At 54.7% G+C, this 16,833-nt stretch carries 21 protein-coding genes; 13 read left to right on the top strand and 8 right to left on the bottom strand.

The window, feature by feature from the left end; translation table 11 throughout:
- Window positions 1-41 precede the first annotated feature (41 nt).
- The gene (gene ybjM, locus GKC68_RS15180; RefSeq protein WP_047715510.1) at window positions 42-407 is read left to right on the top strand and encodes an inner membrane protein YbjM; all 366 of its coding nucleotides are present in this window, start codon (window positions 42-44) and stop codon (window positions 405-407) included.
- Between the two features lie 129 nt (window positions 408-536).
- Here ybjM and GKC68_RS15175 read toward each other — a convergent pair whose 3' ends face one another.
- Window positions 537-800 carry a GrxA family glutaredoxin gene (locus tag GKC68_RS15175; protein ID WP_013025197.1) on the bottom strand — a complete coding sequence of 88 codons (264 nt, stop codon included), beginning with the start codon at window positions 798-800 and terminating at the stop codon, window positions 537-539.
- A gap of 246 nt (window positions 801-1,046) precedes the next feature.
- Between GKC68_RS15175 and GKC68_RS15170 the strand changes: the two genes are divergently transcribed.
- The 10 genes from GKC68_RS15170 to rlmC all read left to right on the top strand — a co-directional run bounded on the left by GKC68_RS15170 (window position 1,047) and on the right by rlmC (window position 9,927).
- Window positions 1,047-1,304: a DUF1418 family protein gene (locus GKC68_RS15170; protein WP_028723733.1), complete on the top strand. Its 258-nt coding sequence runs from the start codon at window positions 1,047-1,049 to the stop codon at window positions 1,302-1,304.
- An 11-nt stretch (window positions 1,305-1,315) separates the two neighbouring features.
- Window positions 1,316-2,038, top strand: coding sequence for an oxygen-insensitive NADPH nitroreductase (nfsA, locus tag GKC68_RS15165; RefSeq protein WP_014593291.1), 723 nt, complete (start codon window positions 1,316-1,318; stop codon window positions 2,036-2,038).
- A 22-nt stretch (window positions 2,039-2,060) separates the two neighbouring features.
- Entirely contained in the window at window positions 2,061-2,963 is a 903-nt protein-coding gene (rimK, locus tag GKC68_RS15160) for a 30S ribosomal protein S6--L-glutamate ligase (RefSeq protein ID WP_014593292.1), read from the top strand.
- A gap of 86 nt (window positions 2,964-3,049) precedes the next feature.
- A complete protein-coding gene (locus tag GKC68_RS15155; RefSeq protein ID WP_014593293.1) occupies window positions 3,050-3,529 on the top strand; it encodes a YbjN domain-containing protein in 480 nt (159 codons plus the stop codon).
- A gap of 493 nt (window positions 3,530-4,022) precedes the next feature.
- Window positions 4,023-5,132, top strand: a complete 1,110-nt coding sequence (gene potF, locus GKC68_RS15150; protein WP_014593294.1) for a spermidine/putrescine ABC transporter substrate-binding protein PotF — start codon at window positions 4,023-4,025, stop codon at window positions 5,130-5,132.
- Between the two features lie 114 nt (window positions 5,133-5,246).
- Window positions 5,247-6,380, top strand: coding sequence for a putrescine ABC transporter ATP-binding subunit PotG (gene potG / locus GKC68_RS15145; RefSeq protein ID WP_028723732.1), 1,134 nt, complete (start codon window positions 5,247-5,249; stop codon window positions 6,378-6,380).
- 9 nt (window positions 6,381-6,389) lie between these two features.
- Window positions 6,390-7,352 carry a putrescine ABC transporter permease PotH gene (potH, locus tag GKC68_RS15140; RefSeq protein ID WP_028723731.1) on the top strand — a complete coding sequence of 321 codons (963 nt, stop codon included), beginning with the start codon at window positions 6,390-6,392 and terminating at the stop codon, window positions 7,350-7,352.
- Window positions 7,349-8,194, top strand: a complete 846-nt coding sequence (potI, locus tag GKC68_RS15135; protein ID WP_028723730.1) for a putrescine ABC transporter permease PotI — start codon at window positions 7,349-7,351, stop codon at window positions 8,192-8,194. Before potH ends, potI begins: the two co-directional genes overlap by 4 nt.
- A gap of 74 nt (window positions 8,195-8,268) precedes the next feature.
- Window positions 8,269-8,736: a YbjO family protein gene (locus GKC68_RS15130; RefSeq protein WP_014593297.1), complete on the top strand. Its 468-nt coding sequence runs from the start codon at window positions 8,269-8,271 to the stop codon at window positions 8,734-8,736.
- A 48-nt stretch (window positions 8,737-8,784) separates the two neighbouring features.
- Window positions 8,785-9,927, top strand: a complete 1,143-nt coding sequence (gene rlmC, locus GKC68_RS15125) for a 23S rRNA (uracil(747)-C(5))-methyltransferase RlmC (RefSeq protein WP_047715513.1) — start codon at window positions 8,785-8,787, stop codon at window positions 9,925-9,927.
- A gap of 62 nt (window positions 9,928-9,989) precedes the next feature.
- Here rlmC and artJ (GKC68_RS15120) read toward each other — a convergent pair whose 3' ends face one another.
- The 6 genes from artJ (GKC68_RS15120) to GKC68_RS15095 all read right to left on the bottom strand — a co-directional run bounded on the left by artJ (GKC68_RS15120) (window position 9,990) and on the right by GKC68_RS15095 (window position 14,472).
- Window positions 9,990-10,721, bottom strand: coding sequence for an arginine ABC transporter substrate-binding protein (artJ, locus tag GKC68_RS15120; protein ID WP_028723727.1), 732 nt, complete (start codon window positions 10,719-10,721; stop codon window positions 9,990-9,992).
- Window positions 10,722-10,843: 122 nt separating this feature from the next.
- Window positions 10,844-11,512 (bottom strand): arginine ABC transporter permease ArtM, encoded by a 669-nt coding sequence (gene artM, locus GKC68_RS15115; RefSeq protein WP_342656303.1) that lies wholly within the window; start codon window positions 11,510-11,512, stop codon window positions 10,844-10,846.
- Window positions 11,512-12,228: an arginine ABC transporter permease ArtQ gene (gene artQ / locus GKC68_RS15110; RefSeq protein WP_028723725.1), complete on the bottom strand. Its 717-nt coding sequence runs from the start codon at window positions 12,226-12,228 to the stop codon at window positions 11,512-11,514. Before artQ ends, artM begins: the two co-directional genes overlap by 1 nt.
- Window positions 12,229-12,234: 6 nt before the next feature.
- Window positions 12,235-12,966: an arginine ABC transporter substrate-binding protein gene (gene artJ, locus GKC68_RS15105; RefSeq protein WP_028723724.1), complete on the bottom strand. Its 732-nt coding sequence runs from the start codon at window positions 12,964-12,966 to the stop codon at window positions 12,235-12,237.
- Window positions 12,967-12,981: 15 nt separating this feature from the next.
- A complete protein-coding gene (gene artP / locus GKC68_RS15100; protein ID WP_110956801.1) occupies window positions 12,982-13,710 on the bottom strand; it encodes an arginine ABC transporter ATP-binding protein ArtP in 729 nt (242 codons plus the stop codon).
- Between the two features lie 222 nt (window positions 13,711-13,932).
- Window positions 13,933-14,472, bottom strand: a complete 540-nt coding sequence (locus GKC68_RS15095) for a lipoprotein (protein ID WP_047715515.1) — start codon at window positions 14,470-14,472, stop codon at window positions 13,933-13,935.
- Between the two features lie 105 nt (window positions 14,473-14,577).
- Between GKC68_RS15095 and GKC68_RS15090 the strand changes: the two genes are divergently transcribed.
- Together GKC68_RS15090 and GKC68_RS15085 are read left to right on the top strand one after the other, a co-directional pair.
- Window positions 14,578-14,898, top strand: a complete 321-nt coding sequence (locus GKC68_RS15090; protein WP_342656302.1) for a heavy metal-binding domain-containing protein — start codon at window positions 14,578-14,580, stop codon at window positions 14,896-14,898.
- The gene (locus tag GKC68_RS15085) at window positions 14,895-15,719 is read left to right on the top strand and encodes an N-acetylmuramoyl-L-alanine amidase (protein ID WP_028723721.1); all 825 of its coding nucleotides are present in this window, start codon (window positions 14,895-14,897) and stop codon (window positions 15,717-15,719) included. The genes GKC68_RS15090 and GKC68_RS15085 overlap by 4 nt, the downstream gene beginning before the upstream one ends.
- A 23-nt stretch (window positions 15,720-15,742) precedes the next feature.
- Here GKC68_RS15085 and ltaE read toward each other — a convergent pair whose 3' ends face one another.
- Complete coding sequence (gene ltaE, locus GKC68_RS15080; protein WP_230624369.1) at window positions 15,743-16,804, bottom strand: low-specificity L-threonine aldolase; 1,062 nt, start codon at window positions 16,802-16,804, stop codon at window positions 15,743-15,745.
- Window positions 16,805-16,833: the final 29 nt, after the last annotated feature.

Here is a 16,833-nt window from a genome sequence, read left to right as displayed (position 1 = left end):
CAAAGGCGAAGTTTTGGCATGTTTTTAATGAGTGGGGAGTTATGCCGCAGCGTTATTATTTCTGGGCAACCTGCGTATCAGGTGGCGTGTTTTATTGTGTCGTGTTTATGCTTACCCAGGATTTCCGGCTGTCAGGCACGCAGAGGCTACACAGCCAGCCTGAATTGCTACTTTTTTTACTGCCGGGCGCCGTCATGGCGCTCATGCAGCGGGAGGCGCCGCTAAAAAGCACGCTGGTGATGGCGTTTACCGGAACGGTGCTGGCTGCGCTGCTGCTTCATAGCGTGTTTGCCGGGAGTGCCAGCTGGAATTATATTGCTGTCTGGAGCCTGAGCGGTATGTTCTGGGCGGGATGCGGGGCACTGCTGGTACGGTTGCTGCAACTGATCGCGGCGTCAAGGCGTTAGGCGACTGTGTTGCGCTGCCCCCTGCTTGTTGCGTTAACGCCCCCGGGCTGGCTTAACCGATCATCAAGGCGCGGCTGGCATTACGCCAGCGCGCACTTTTCAGGACATCCGTTCTGACACATCCGTTGCTCAGGCAACAAATCCCAGATTCTCTTTTGTCCAGGCGGCGAATTCGGTGTAGCCACCAATATGCTGCTCATCCAGGAAGATCTGCGGTACGGTGCTGACAGGTTTACCTGCACTGGCTTCCAGATCGGCTTTGGTGATGCCTTCCGCCTGAATATCAACATACTGGTAATTGAAATCGTCACGCCCGGCCTGCAGCTTATCCGCCAGTTCTTTCGCCCGAACACAGTAAGGGCAGCCGGGACGACCAAAAATAACAGCAATCATTGAGAACTCCTTGCGAGGTCAGTGTGTGATGACGATCACACGACAAAGTCTGGAAAGCCGATAATGATGCCCGCTCGTCGTGCTTAAAGAAAGCAGGATTTACCTGTTAGTCTGATGCCCACATCCTATGACGTCGCAAAGCCGGGCCCGGTGCTCTGCAATGGCACTCTCCGAAACCGCTGATGGGCAATTTGTGGGATGTTATCCATAATTGAGACTCAGTCAGCCCTGAGGCGGGAGGAAACCATGCGGAATGTCGCAAAATTGCCCAAGACCATACTGGCAATGGAGGCGCTGGGCGGCGTACTTATCGCGAGCGCGCTGCTGGTCGTTAATCAGTGGTTACCCGCGCTGCCGGCCGGTGACGGGAGCACGCGCCTGGCGACCGCGCTGTTTATTATTGGCATTCTGCTAATGTTACCCGCCGCCTGGCTGTTGATGTGGCGCTGTGCCAAAGCACTTGCGCCGCAGTTGTTCAACCTTTCTGAAAAAAAAGATAATTAGCTGGAGATTTTATGACACCGACTATCGATTTATTATGCAGCCACCGTTCCATCCGTTCTTTTACGGATCAAAAGGTGAGTGCTGAACAGCGTGAGGCGATTATTGCTGCGGCGCAATCGGCGTCCACATCCAGCTTTTTGCAGTGCTCATCCATTGTGCGCATCACCGATCCGGCGTTACGTGACCAACTGGTTACCCTGACGGGCGGTCAGACATGGGTAGCCGAGGCGGCGGAGTTTTGGGTATTTTGCGCTGACTTTAATCGTCATCTGCAAATCTGCCCTGATGCCCAGTTAGGCCGGGCAGAACAGCTGCTGCTGGGCTGTGTGGATACGGCGCTGATGGCGCAAAATGCCATGGTGGCAGCGGAATCCCTGGGGCTGGGCGGCGTCTTTATTGGCGGCATTCGTAATAATATCGCTCAGGTTACCGAACTGCTGGGCCTGCCAAAATTTGTGCTGCCGCTGTTTGGTTTCTGTCTTGGCTATCCTGAATCCATACCGGATGTTAAACCGCGCATCCCGCAGTCGATGCTGGTGCACGAAAATCGTTATCAACCAGTGGACCCTGCGGTGCTGGCTGATTACGATAGCCGCACGGCGATCTACTATGAACAACGCGACAGCAACCAGCGTAGCGAAACCTGGAGCCAGTTGATTCAGCGCCTTATCATCAAAGAGACGCGCCCGTTTATGCTGGATTACCTGCATCAGCAGGGCTGGGCAACACGCTAATTTAACGCAAGGATTTTGATTGATGAAAATGGCCATTCTGTCGCGCGATGGAACGCTCTATTCCTGTCGCCGTTTACGTGACGTCGCCGAACAGCGCGGTCATTTTGTTCAAATCATCGATCCGCTCTCGTGTTACATGAACATTAACCCCGCCTCGCCCGGAATTCACTACCGTGGCGAGCCGCTGGGGCATTTCGATGCCGTTATTCCGCGCATTGGCACCGGGATTACCTTCTACGGCACGGCGGTGCTGCGCCAGTTCGAAATGTGCGGCAGTTACCCTTTAAATGAATCCGCCGCCGTGACCCGCGCGCGTGACAAATTGCGTTCCCTGCAACTGCTGGCGCGGGACGGGATTGATATGCCGGTAACGGGGTTTGCTTCATCTCCTGATGACACGCAGGACCTGATCGCCATGGTAGGCGGCGCGCCGCTGGTGGTGAAACTGGTCGAAGGTACGCAGGGGATCGGCGTGGTGTTGGCAGAAACGCGTCAGGCGGCAGAAAGCGTTATCGATGCCTTTCGTGGGCTGAATGCACACATTTTAGTGCAGGAGTTTATTCAGGAAGCGCGCGGACGCGATGTGCGCTGTCTGGTCATTGGCGATCGGGTCGTGGCGGCCATTGAGCGCCAGGCGAAAGAGGGCGATTTTCGCTCGAATTTACATCGCGGCGGCAAAGCCTGCACGGTTGACATTAGCGAACAGGAGCGCGAGATGGCAGTCAAAGCCGCCGCGGTTCTGGGGCTGGACGTCGCGGGGGTGGATATTCTGCGCTCTGCGCGCGGCCCGCTGGTGATGGAGGTGAATGCGTCACCAGGCCTGGAAGGGATTGAAACCACAAGCGGACTTGACATCGCAGGCATGATGATTGACCACATTGAACGGCATGCTACCCCCGGGCTCCGTCCTAAAACCACGGGTTGACCCGCGCTTTTCAGTGGTTTTCGTGGAATCTCACCACGTTTTTCCGTAAGCTAGGTCGCTTATTTATCACCCCATGGGATTTTACAATGGATTCTCTTGTCGTTCCGGATATCGACCTGCTGCGTCGTTGGCTGGATCAGCAAAATATCACTTGGTTTGAATGCGATGCTTGTCAGGCACTTCATTTGCCGCACATGCAAAACTTCGACGGGGTGTTTGACGCTAAAATCGACCTGGTCGATAACGTCATTCTGTTTTCGGCACTGGCCGAAGTAAAACCGACTGCGCTTATTCCGCTGGTGGGTGACTTATCGCAAATTAACGCCAGTTCGCTCACGGTGAAGGCGTTTATCGATATACAGGATGACAACCTGCCTAAGCTTATTGTTTGTCAGTCAATGATGACCACCGCCGGGTTAACCTTCGGGCAGTTTGCACATTTTATGAAGCAGAGCGAAGAAGAAATTTCCATGGTCATTATGGAAGCCTTTGCCAATAATTTGCTGATGATAGGTGAAGACGAAGAGCACGTCTCAAGCAGCAGCATCCATTCTGTTCTGCACTAAGAACAGGATCTGATTAAGCCGTCACCCGTGACGGCTTTTTTTATTCCCGGCGAATCTCTACTTGCTGATCCGCGCTATTTCCCGCCCCGCCGATGCAGCCGCAACGATCCCTGTCTCCGGCACGCGTAATTCTTAATGTTATCAATTGTGAACGACATAGATTAATTTATAACCGTAATGTTTTATTCTGCATTAAGCCCTTTATTGCCAGATTTATGACGTTCTTTATGCCATAAAAGCCGAACCTCATAGCTTAAACATGCCTAAAATATTGAGTTCAGGCGTTTTTTACGCTGAGGTCTGGTGAACCCTTAACGGGGGGGCTATGCTTGCGGGGCGGCGACAAGCCTTAGATTGCCGCGCAGGTATAGGTTTTTACTATTAAACGTCCACTGAATAATGATTCATTGTGTCACTGAATTTTAATCAGAAAACGCAAAACTGAATCTCTGATGTGCAGCGTTGTTATAACCCGCTCAGGAGGATTAAAAGCATGTTCAACCAACGTCAAAAATGGTTGTCAGGTGTGGTTGCTGGGGTGCTGATGGCTGCTTCAGCCAGTACCATGGCGGAAGATAAGACGCTGCACGTTTATAACTGGTCGGATTATATTTCGCCAGATACTGTGCCTAATTTCGAAAAGCAGACCGGCATTAAAGTCGTCTACGACGTGTTTGATTCCAACGAAGTGCTGGAAGGCAAACTAATGGCCGGCAGTACAGGTTACGATGTCGTGGTGCCTTCTTCCAGTTTCCTGGCGCGTCAGCTTCAGTCCGGCGTGTTTCAGCCGCTGGATAAAAGTAAACTGCCAAACTATAAAAATCTGGATCCCGCGTTAATGGCGAAAGTGGCGCAGCACGATCCGGGCAACAAATATGCGATTCCTTATTTGTGGGGCACCACCGGCATTGGCTATAACGTCGAAAAAGTGAAAGCTGCGCTGGGCGCGGATGCGCCGGTAAACAGTTGGGATCTGGTTTTGAAGCCGGAAAACCTGGAAAAACTGAAAAGCTGTGGCGTGTCTTTCCTGGATGCACCTGAAGAGATCTTCGCAACCGTCCTGAATTATTTGGGCAAAGATCCTAACAGCAGCGATGCGAAAGATTATTCTGGCGCCGCGACGGATCTGCTACTCAAGCTGCGTCCGAATATTCGTTACTTCCACTCTTCGCAATATATTAACGATCTGGCGAACGGCAATATCTGTGTGGCTATTGGCTGGTCAGGCGATATTCTGCAGGCGAAAAACCGTGCGGAGAAAGCAAAGAATGGCGTCAACATTGGTTACAGCGTACCGAAAGAGGGCGCACTGGCCTTCTTCGACATGATGGCGATTCCAAAAGACGCGAAAGATGTGGATGCCGCTTACACCTGGCTGAACTACATCATGGATCCAAAAGTGATTGCTGACATCTCCAATAAAATGAATTACGCCAACGGCAATAAAGCGTCACTGCCGCTGATTAATGCTGATATCCGTAATAACCCGGGTATTTACCCGACGCCGGATGCCATGGCCAAACTGTTTGTGCTGAAGGTTCAGGATCCAAAACTGGATCGTGTGCGTACGCGTGCATGGACTAAGGTTAAAAGCGGTAAGTAATTCGACAGCATATGTTTTGAGACAGCAACAGAGGCGCAGTGCAGGCCTCTGTTGTGCTATTTTTAGCGGCACTGTTTGCCGCGTTGTTCCGCCTGGCTCCGGAGAACTACATTCGTGAACGATGCCATCCCTCGCCCGCAAAATAAAACCGCAAAAGCGTTAACGCCGCTGCTGGAAATTCGCAACCTGACCAAATCGTTTGACGGCCAGCATGCCGTGGATGATGTCAGCCTGACCATTTACAAAGGGGAGATTTTCGCTCTGCTCGGCGCGTCCGGCTGTGGCAAATCGACTCTGTTACGCATGCTGGCGGGTTTTGAACAGCCCACCAGCGGCCAGATTGTGCTGGATGGGCACGATCTCTCCCATGTCGCGCCCTATCAGCGGCCGATCAATATGATGTTTCAGAGCTATGCGCTGTTCCCCCATATGACGGTGGAGCAGAACATCGCCTTTGGCCTAAAGCAGGACAAACTGGCAAAGGGCGAAATCGCCAGCCGTGTTGAAGAAATGCTGTCACTGGTGCACATGCAGGAATTTGCCAAACGTAAGCCGCACCAGCTTTCAGGCGGACAACGGCAGCGCGTGGCGCTGGCGCGCAGCCTGGCAAAGCGGCCTAAACTGCTGCTGCTGGATGAACCCATGGGGGCGCTGGACAAAAAGCTACGCGACCGTATGCAACTGGAAGTGGTCGATATTCTGGAGCGGGTCGGGGCGACCTGCGTGATGGTGACCCACGATCAGGAAGAGGCCATGACGATGGCGGGGCGAATTGCCATCATGAACCGGGGCAAATTCGTGCAAATTGGTGAGCCGGAAGAGATTTACGAGCATCCTACCAGCCGCTACAGCGCCGAGTTTATCGGTTCGGTTAACGTGTTTGAAGGGCTGTTGCGTGAACGTCAGGAAGACGGCCTGGTGATTGACAGTCCGGGCCTCAAGCATCCTCTGAAAGTGGATTCCGATGTGTCGGTCGTCGACAACGTGCCGGTTCACGTTGCCCTGCGCCCGGAAAAGGTGATGCTATGTGAAGCGATCCCTGCCGATGGCTGTAACGTCGCGGACGGTGAGGTGGTACACATCGCGTATCTGGGCGATCTCTCCATTTACCATGTTCGCCTGCACAGCGGTCAGATGCTCAGTGCCCAGCTACAAAATGAACATCGCTACCGCAAAGGTATGCCGACCTGGGGCGACCAGGTGCGCCTGTGCTGGGACAGCGACAGCTGCGTGGTTTTGACAGTTTAAGGAGGCGCGATGAGCCAGATTTTTCAACGCACGAAAGCCCCGGCTAAGCTGCTCGGTACACCGTTGCAGCGCTGGGCAACGCGCATAAAAATGCAGCACGGGCGCAAGCTCGTCATTGCATTGCCTTACCTGTGGCTGATTCTGTTTTTTCTGCTGCCGTTCCTGATTGTTTTAAAAATCAGCTTTGCGGATATTGCCCGTGCCATTCCGCCTTATACCGAGTTGGTCAGCTGGGCTGACGATCAGCTGAGTCTGGTGCTGAATCTGGGCAACTATGTCACGCTCAGTGACGATCCACTCTACATTGATGCCTATCTGCAGTCGTTAAAAGTGGCCGCTATCTCCACTGTCATCTGTCTGCTGATTGGTTATCCGCTGGCCTGGGCCGTGGCGCACAGTAAGCCCTCAATGCGGTCTGTCCTGCTGCTGCTGGTCATATTGCCGTCATGGACGTCGTTCCTGGTGCGGGTTTACGCCTGGATGGGGCTGCTGAACAATAACGGTATTCTTAATCGTTTTCTGATGTGGACAGGCGTGATCGATCATCCACTGGTGATCCTCTACACCAATACGGCGGTCTATATTGGGATTGTGTACTGCTATCTGCCGTTTATGGTCTTGCCTATCTACACCGCGCTGACGCGTATCGATTACTCGCTGGTGGAAGCCTCGCTGGACCTGGGCGCGCGCCCGCTGAAAACCTTCTTCAGCGTGATCGTGCCGCTGACCAAAGGCGGCATCATTGCCGGTTCCATGCTGGTGTTTATCCCGGCGGTCGGCGAGTACGTGATTCCCGAACTGCTGGGCGGTCCGGACAGCATCATGATTGGCCGTATTCTCTGGCAGGAGTTTTTCAACAACCGCGACTGGCCGGTGGCCTCCGCGCTGGCGGTGATCATTTTGCTGATTTTGATTCTGCCGATTATCTGGTTCCATAAACATCAAAACCGAGAAATGGGAGAGAAGGGATGAATAATCTGCCAACGATCCGCTCTCCCTGGCGCACGGCGATTTTGGCCTGCTGCTTTATGTTTCTGTACGCGCCCATGCTGCTGCTGGTGGTTTACTCCTTTAACAGTTCCCAACTGGTTACGGTATGGGAAGGGTTTTCATTTCACTGGTATCGGGTGTTGTTTCAGGACGATGCCATGATCGATGCGGTGCTGCTGAGCCTCACCATTGCCGCGCTTTCCGCCACCATGGCGGTGGTGCTGGGTACCATGGCGGCGGTGATCATCGTGCGGTTTGGGCGTTTTCGCGGCCATAACGGCTTTGCCTTTATGCTCACTGCACCGCTGGTCATGCCCGATGTGATTACCGGCCTGTCGCTGCTGTTGCTGTTTGTCGGGCTTGGCAATGCGCTGGGCTGGCCGACAGAACGCGGGACGCTCACCATCTGGCTGGCGCACGTGACCTTCTGTACCGCTTACGTGGCGGTGGTGATCAATTCGCGTTTGCGCGAGTTGGATCGGTCAATTGAGGAAGCCGCAATGGATCTTGGTGCGACGCCGCTGAAGGTCTTCTTTGTGATCACGGTGCCGATGATTGCGCCAGCCATCGTGACCGGCTGGCTGCTGGCCTTTACCCTGTCACTGGATGACCTGGTGATTGCCAGCTTTGTGACCGGGCCGGGTGCGACCACCTTACCGATGGCGATTTTTGCCACGGTACGACGTGGCGTTAATCCGGAGATCAACGCGCTGGCCTCCCTGATCCTGTTCGTAGTGGGCATTGTGGGCTTTATCGCCTGGCGCGTCATGGCACATGAAGAAAAACAGCGTTTAAGCGATATTCAGAAAGCGAAACGTGGCTGAAATCCCCGACTTTTGCCATTCTATAAAAGGGCTGGTTAATCCAGCCTTTTTATCGTCATGGTGGAGTGAAAGACATGTCGGAAATGCTTAAACACGGCGCTGTTTTACCGGCTGCCCCGGTCCCCGTTACGGTGGCGGGCGTGGCGATTATCGCGACGCGCTGCCTGAGCGTGTTGATGCTGGCGAATGAACTGGGTTATACCGAGCTGGCCAACTTTGTCCATCGCAGTGCGCAGTCATGGGATTCCACGCTGATCTTCATCGCCAGCCAGGTCATTTTCTTATTTGAATTGCGCTGTGCCTTTACGCTGATGCGCGGAAGCAACCGGGGACGCTGGGGATTCGTGGCGGCGCAAATTGTGGTGCTGTTATATATGTTGATGGCCTCCACTGGCGGGATCTATCCGGAAATCTACAGTATTGCAGGTGAAAATAATCTGCAGATTATTCACCGCACGCTGCTGCAAAAACTGCCCGATCTGATGGTGTTATTACTGCTTTTTCTGCCCGCCAGCAGCCGCGCATTTTTCCGCAAGCGGTGATACAATCGCGCTCCGCCAACCTTCCCGACAGTTAATACAGGCTTTACCATGCACTGCGCGCTCTATGACGCTCACCGTTGCCGCTCTTGCCAGTGGCTTGAAAAACCCTATCACCAGCAGCTTGATGATAAAGGGGCCCGGCTGAACCAACTGCTGGCCGCGTTTTCGGTTAAACAGTGGCTGCCGCCGGTAACCTCAGCGCAGCAAGGGTTCCGCAATAAAGCAAAGATGGTGGTAAGCGGCAGCGTTGAGCGTCCGGTTTTCGGCATGGTGCAGCGCAACGGCGAGGCGACAGATCTTTGCGCATGTCCGCTCTATCCCGACAGCTTTTCCCCGGTACTGGCGACCTTAAAACCCTTCATCGCGCGTGCCGGTTTAACGCCGTATAACATTGAACGTCAGCGCGGTGAACTGAAGTATTTGCTGCTTACCGAAAGTACCCAGGGCGGCATGATGCTGCGTTTTGTCCTGCGGTCGCACACCAAACTGACACAGCTGCGTAACGCCCTGCCGTGGCTACAGCAGCAACTCCCACAGCTAAAGGTCATTTCAGCCAACATACAGCCGGTGCATATGGCTATCCTGGAGGGGGACGAGGAGGTCGCCTTGACATCGACTCAGGCGCTGGCGGACGAGTTTAACGGCGTGCCGTTGTGGATTCGGCCACAAAGCTTTTTCCAGACTAATCCTCAGGTCGCCAGTGCGCTGTACGCCACGGCGCGCGACTGGGTACGTCAACTGCCGGTGACCAGCATGTGGGATCTGTTTTGCGGCGTGGGCGGATTTGGCCTGCATTGTGCCTCACCCACGTTAGCGCTTACCGGTATTGAGATCAGTCCCGAAGCCATCCAGTGCGCGCAGCGCTCTGCGCAGATGCTGGGTCTGAACAACGTCCGTTTTGCCGCGCTGGATTCCACCGCGTTTGCCACCGAGCGGGATAGGGTGCCACAGCTGGTGCTGGTGAATCCGCCGCGTCGCGGGATTGGGGAAGCGCTGTGTGAGTATCTCAGCGCGATGGCGCCTGACTATGTGCTCTATTCAAGCTGCAATCCGCAGACCATGGCACAGGATATTGCCCGGCTGAAGGATTACGAGGTGACCCAGGTACAGCTGTTCGATATGTTTCCGCACACGGCGCATTTTGAAGTGCTGACGCTACTGACGCGTCAACGGTCAGGCGGGCCAGCCTGATTCTCTGCTGAACGGAGAAGAGTGCAGAACCGATCAGCAGAAATGCCGCTGGCCCATGAGCGTTATTCAGGGAACCATTTCTGATTGATTTTCTGCCAGCTGCCGTTGGCTTTCAGGGCCGCCAGCGCCTGATTAAATTTATCCCGCAGTGGGGCGTTACCTTTGCGCACCGCAATCCCCAGGCCGGTACCAAAGTACGCCGGGTCCGTAACGTGTTCACCGACGCTGGCCAGATCGTTGTTGGTTTTTAACCACTGATTGACAACTGCGCTGTCGCCAAATACGCCGTCAAGACGTCCGCTTTTCATGTCCAGAATCGCATTCTGATAGCTGTCATACGCGACGACGTTGATTTCCGGATGCTTGTCCTGCAGATATTTCTGGTGCGTTGTACCGTTCTCAACGCCGATACGTTTGCCCTTCAGCGCATCGATAGCACTAAATTTCCCTTTGGGGGCAATCACAATGGCGGAGTTCGCGTAATAGGGCTGAGTGAAGTCAACCTGCTTACTGCGTTCAGCGGTGATATCCATACCGGCAATCACGGCGTCATAGCGGCGGAACTTAAGTGAGGGGATCAGGCTGTCAAAGGCCGTGTTGGTAAACGAGCATTCCGCTTTCATCTGTTCGCACAGCGCTTTCGCCAGATCGATATCGAAACCGACAATCTGATTATCGCTGTTCAGCGATTCGAAAGGTGGGTAGGTGGCAGAGGTTGCGAAGCGAATTTTTTCAGCAGCCTGAGCGCTTACGGCCAGGCTTACCAGTGCAGCGGCAATCATCCATTTTTTCATTACAGGCTCCCGTTAGCCATCAATAACACAGCAAGTGAATGCGCCACACGATGCCAGTAAATGAATTTTTATGCAATAAATATGATTATAAAATTAATCAGGCAGGTTGCCCTGCCTGCGGGTTAATTTCGTCGTTCGAACGCCAGGGCGCGTTTCTCGATCAGGCGCATCATGATGGTGAGCAACCCGTTGACACAGAGGTAAATCAGCCCGGCAGCCGCGTAGACCGTGACGTCATAGGTCCGGCCATACAGCAGTTGACCATGGCCCATGACCTCCATCAGCGTAATGGTAAACGCCAGGGATGTGCCCTTAAACACCAGCACCACTTCGTTGGAGTAAGAAGACAGGGCGCGCTTAAACGCATAAGGCAGCAAAATACGCAGGGTTTGCCGGGGCGTCATGCCCAGGGCTTCACAGGACTGCCACTGACCAGCGGGAATGGCACGAACGGCGCCGTAAAACAGCTGGGTCGTGTAGGCCGCGCTGTTAAGCGACAGGGCCAGCATGGCGCAGAGCCAGGGCTGTGACAACAGATGCCATAACCAGGGCAGCGTTTGCAGGCTGGGAAACTGGCCCGGCCCGTAGTAGATCAGGAAGATCTGCACCAGCAGCGGCGTGCCGGTAAACAGGGTAATAAAGCCTTTTACCAGCGGAGAAAACAGTGGGGTTTTCAAAGCCAGGACGATGGTAAAGAGCAGCGACAGCAGCAGCGCGGCGACGAGCGAGGCTGCGGTCAGGCTCAGGCTGGTGTTAAGTCCTTTAAGCAGTTCGGGTAGATAGCTCAGCATCAGCTGTTCCCCCGCTCAAAACGCGTGGTGCGCAGTTCAATTCGGCGCAGTACGGCCTGACTGAAAAGCGTGATCGCCAGATAAATGGCCGCCGCCACTAAAAACCAGGTGAAAGGCTCCTGGGTGCGGGTCGCGATACTTTTCGTCTGCAACATAAGATCGTTAACGCTAATCAGCGACACCAGCGCCGTATCCTTTAGCAAAACCAGCCACTGGTTTCCCAGGCCTGGCAAGGCATGGCGCCACATTTGCGGCATAATCAGACGGAAAAAAATCGCTGACTTTTTCATGCCGAGCGCCTGGCCGGATTCCCACTGTCCAATCGGCACGGCTTTCAGCGCGCCGCGCAGGGTTTGCGAAGCATAAGCGGCATAAAGCATGGCCAGGGCAACCACACCACAGAGGAACGGGCTAACGTCAAAGTTTTCAATTTGCATCTGAACCGGCAGCCTAAACAGGCCGAAGTTCAGCGTAAAGCCGTCGGATAAGGTCAGCAGCAGCTGTGATGCGCCGAAGTAGATAAACAGCACGACCAGGATTTCCGGCAGGCCGCGAATCAGCGTGACGAGCGTGGTTCCGATCCACGCCAGCGGCTTCAGTCGCAGTGACTCCCAGCCGGCAAAGATCATTGCCAGCACCAGGCCAGCGATGAGGGCACAAACAGCAAGGCCGACGGTCATGCCGGCGGCGCTTGCAAGCGGGATTATTTCATTCATCAGAAATTACTGCTGGAACCATTTGCTGTAGATGGTTTTGTAGGTGCCATCGGCTTTGATTTTGTCCAGTGCCGTGTTGAACTTGCTTTGCAGCTCGGTATTTCCCTGACGCACCGCAATGCCCAGACCGGTACCGAAATACGCTTTATCCGTTACTTTCTCACCCACAGGGGCCAGGTTAGCATTCTGCTTCAGCCACTCATTCACGACGGCGCTGTCACCAAAGACGGCATCAATGCGGCCATTTTTCAGATCCAGTACGGCATTCTGGTAACTGTCGTAAGGCACTACGGTAATATCCGCGTGCTTGTCCGTCAGGTACTTTTGATGCGTGGTGCCATTCTGCACGCCGACGCGCTTGCCTTTCAGCGCCTCAACGCTCGCTACTTTGCCTTTCTGCGCAACAAAGATCGCCGAGTTGTCATAGTAAGGTTTGCTGAACAGAACCTGCTTTTCACGCTCAGGGGTGATGTCCATGCCTGCCATCACCGCATCAAAGCGGCGGAATTTCAGACTGGGGATCAGGCTGTCAAAGGCCTGGTTGGTGAATGTACAGGTCGCATCCATCTCTTTACACAGCGCATTAGCCAGATCGACATCAAAGCCCTGAATTTTGTTATCCGCATCAACAAATTCAAAAGGAGGATAGGACGCCTCAGTAGCAATGCGAATGGTTTCGGCAGCGGAAGCGCTCAGACTTAATCCGGCAAGCAGTGCAGCAAGTACGACTTTTTTCATTTTTAGCATCCTGACTTAGTGCGAAAGATAATGTGCAAACGCCTCGGTTTGCGGCTGTGTAAAGCGGCTGGCATCGCCCTGTTCCACAATATGACCGTTTTCCATGTACACCACACGGCTGGCCGTTTTGCGCGCCACTTCCACTTCATGGGTTACGATCACCTGGGTAATCCGGGTCTGGGCCAGCTCGCGAATGATACTGACAATCTGTGCGGTGATTTCAGGGTCGAGCGCGGCGGTCGGTTCATCAAATAACAGGATCTGCGGCTCCATCATCAGCGCGCGGGCAATCGCAACACGTTGCTGCTGTCCGCCAGAAAGGTGCAGGGGAAAGCGGTCGCTGTAGCGGGTGAGTCGCAGACGATCGAGCAGCTTGTCGGCTCTGGCCCGGGCATCGGCTTTGCTTAAGCCCAGTACACGGCAGGGGGCTTCCATCAGGTTTTGCAGTACCGTCAGATGGGGCCAGAGATTGTACTGCTGAAAAACCATGCCTACGTTTTGGCGCAGCTCGCGTATTGCTGCCGCCGAAGGCGTTTTGCTGAAGTCGAAATCGTGACCTGCAATGTGCAACTGACCAGAGCGCGGGTGCTCAAGCAGATTCAGCACACGCAACAGCGAGCTTTTCCCTGCACCGCTTGGGCCAAGCAGCACCAGGGTTTCGCCTTGCGGACATTCCAGGTTAATGTCAAACAGCGCCTGATGAGCACCGTAGAAACAGTTAATCGCGTTTAGTTGAATACTCATGCGCCAATTTTGAATAGCTATTAGTTTTGCGGATTTTAACGTCACCAAAATAGTTATGCAATTAAGGTGGCTTAAAATTTACGAATAAGCGGTAAACACCCAAAAGATTAGCACAAGATGTTGTGAGGCGAACGGCGGGCGTTTCTGGAAAGGCAGGCGGAATGCCGTCTGAACGCGTGCGGCCGTTAAGCCCGCGCATTCAGACGTGGAGGTAAAGGCTATTTATTTTTTCGCCTTTTCAAGCATCTGGCTCAGAGAACCGCCTGCCGGATGAGGCACGTCTGCAACGTAGCGGACATCGTCCACCACCCAGCAACTGCCCTGATGAATCATCAACACTTCATCCTGCCACTGCTTATCGCCACGGCTCATGTTTACCCGCAGCGGAATATTGCGGGCATCCCGGTTCGGAATGGTCGATGCATCAGCAACATCAGCCTGAGTTGGCCCCTGTGCCAGGCTGGAGAACAGATCGCCGCTGTGCCACTGTGTTGCGTTTTGGCTTTGGCTTGCTTCCTGAAGGGCGTGATAGAGGCCTTCGCTCAGGTAAGGACGATAGTTTGCCAGCGTGGTGGTATCAGGCAGACCGGCGGTGGGATGTTCGATGCGCATATCGTAGAACTTTTGTGCCACGGTGTCCGGGCCGCCCTCAACGCAAGGAGCGAGTCGTGGGCCGTTATCCTTGATTACCGGCTCTACTGTCGTACAGGCACTCAGCAGTAGCGCGGCCGGGAGCAAAAGCGCAAAACCTTTGTTTCTCATCTCGATTTCCTTATTGTTCTCTGGCAAGGTGCCTTTTTAACATAGAGTATAGTTCTGCTTTTAGGTGAAAGAGCCTTTGGCCGGTTTACGTAACAGGAAAAAACGATGAAATTTTCGACGACGCCAACCCTGGAAGGACACAGTATTACGGATTACTGTGGCGTGGTCACCGGGGAAGCCATTCTCAGTGCCAACATCTTCCGCGATTTTTTCGCCGGCATTCGCGATATTGTCGGTGGCCGTTCGGGCGCTTATGAAAAGGAGCTGCGCAAAGCGCGAGAAATTGCCTTTAAAGAGCTGGAAGAGCAGGCCAGCGCGCTGGGTGCCAATGCGGTCGTGGGCATTGATATCGATTACGAAACCGTGGGTAAAGACAGCAGCATGCTAATGGTGAGCGTGACCGGCACGGCGGTTGTGATTCGTTGAAACGTATTCTGCTGCTGTTGGCGCTCTGGGTGCTGGTGGGCTGCCAGTCGGGCATAGAATCACGACCGGGCTATTGGGTCGATCTGCGTCATCCCGCTCAGGGCGCGCGACCGCGCGTAAAAGTGGTGGTGATTCACTATACCGCAGAAGACTTTTCCTCTTCCCTGGCCACGTTGACCGATCGTGACGTCAGCGTCCATTATCTTATTCCTCGCCAGCCGCCGCAGCGCAGGGGGCAGGGCATTATCTGGCAACTGGTGCCGGAGCAGGATCTGGCCTGGCATGCCGGGCCGAGCTTCTGGCGCGGCGCAACCCGTATCAACGATACGTCAGTCGGCATTGAGCTGGTGAACAACGGCTATCGCCGTACCCTGACCGGCCTGGAATGGCAGCCTTTTCCTTCCGAACAAATCCGTGTGCTCGGCGCGCTCATCAAAGATATCGCCCGCCGGTATGGTATCGCGCCGGAAAATATCGTGGGCCATAGCGATATCGCTCCTCAGCGTAAGCAGGACCCCGGCCCGCGGTTTCCGTGGCGGCAGCTGGCTGAGCAGGGCATTGGCGCCTGGCCCGATCCGCAGCGCGTCGCTTTTTACTTAGCCGGGCAGCATCGGGATGCCGCCGTACCGGTTGCCACAGTGCTTGATCGCCTGCAGCGCTACGGCTATGAGGTCACGGAAGGGATGAGCGCGAACCAGCAACAGAATGTGATTGCGGCGTTTCAGATGCATTTCCGTCCAGCGAATTATCAGGGTTTAGCGGATGCTGAAACCCTGGCGATTGCAGAGGCACTGCTGGAAAAATACGGGGAAGCGCAATAACCGGTGGTTACCGCGCTTAAAATCTAGCGACTCGCGTAAGGTGACGCGGCAAGGGAAGATGGCGTAACGGGCGCGCCGGGACGATGCTGTGCCAAAAACGCCCGCCAGTGTGACAGCACCTTTTCCAGCGCCGGGCGCTCAGCATCCAGATGGGTGACGATTCGGGTCACGGGACCCACGCTCATCAGCACATCATGGGATCTCATCCACTGACCCAGCGCGTCAACCTGGTCTGCCGGGACGCGCACAAACAGCATATTCGTCTGCTGCTCCATGACCTCAATGCCGATCTTCTGCAGCGCCTCTCCTAGCCAGGCCGCATTCTCGTGATCGGTCTGTAACCGTGCGACGTTGTGTTGCAACGCATACAGCCCCGCCGCTGCCAGCACCCCCGCCTGACGCATTCCGCCGCCAGTCATCTTGCGCCAGCGACGCGCGCGTTCAATATAATCTGTATCGCCGCAGAGCAGTGAACCCACGGGCGCGCCCAGTCCTTTTGACAAGCAGATGGTTAAGGTATCGCAATAACGGGCAAGGTTTTCCAGCGTGGTTTGCTGCGCCACGACGGCATTAAAAATACGTGCGCCGTCAATATGCAGCGCCAGCTTATGCTCACGGGTAAAATGCCACGCCTGCGCCAGATAGCCCGCGGGCAGGACTTTACCATGATGGGTATTCTCCAGGCTCAGGAGCCGGGTCGGGGCGAAATGAATATCGTCAGGTTTGATGAAGTCGGCCACCACATCCAGCGGCAGGCTGCCGTCGGCCGCAGCCAGAATTGGCTGAGGTTGGATGCTCCCCAGTACCGCCGCGCCGCCCGCTTCGTACTTATAATTATGCGCCTGCTGGCCCACAATGTACTCTTCACCACGCTGACAGTGGCTCAGCAACGCCACCAGATTGGCCTGGGTGCCAGTGGGCAGAAACAGCGCAGCGGCTTTACCACTCAGCCTCGCCGCTTCGGCTTCCAGTGCGTTAACGGTAGGATCGTCCCGATAAACATCATCCCCGGTTTCAGCGGCCATCATCGCCTCTAACATGGCGCGACTGGGACGGGTGACCGTATCACTGCGTAGATCAATCACATTGTGCTCCTGGGCGGCAAAATGCCAGG

It is taken from the genome of Pantoea sp. RSPAM1 (genome assembly GCF_038816185.1).
In the GTDB taxonomy this organism is placed as follows: Bacteria; Pseudomonadota; Gammaproteobacteria; order Enterobacterales; family Enterobacteriaceae; genus Pantoea; species Pantoea ananatis.
Note: the sequence above shows the minus strand (reverse complement) of the source record. Positions and strands in the feature narration are given on the sequence as shown.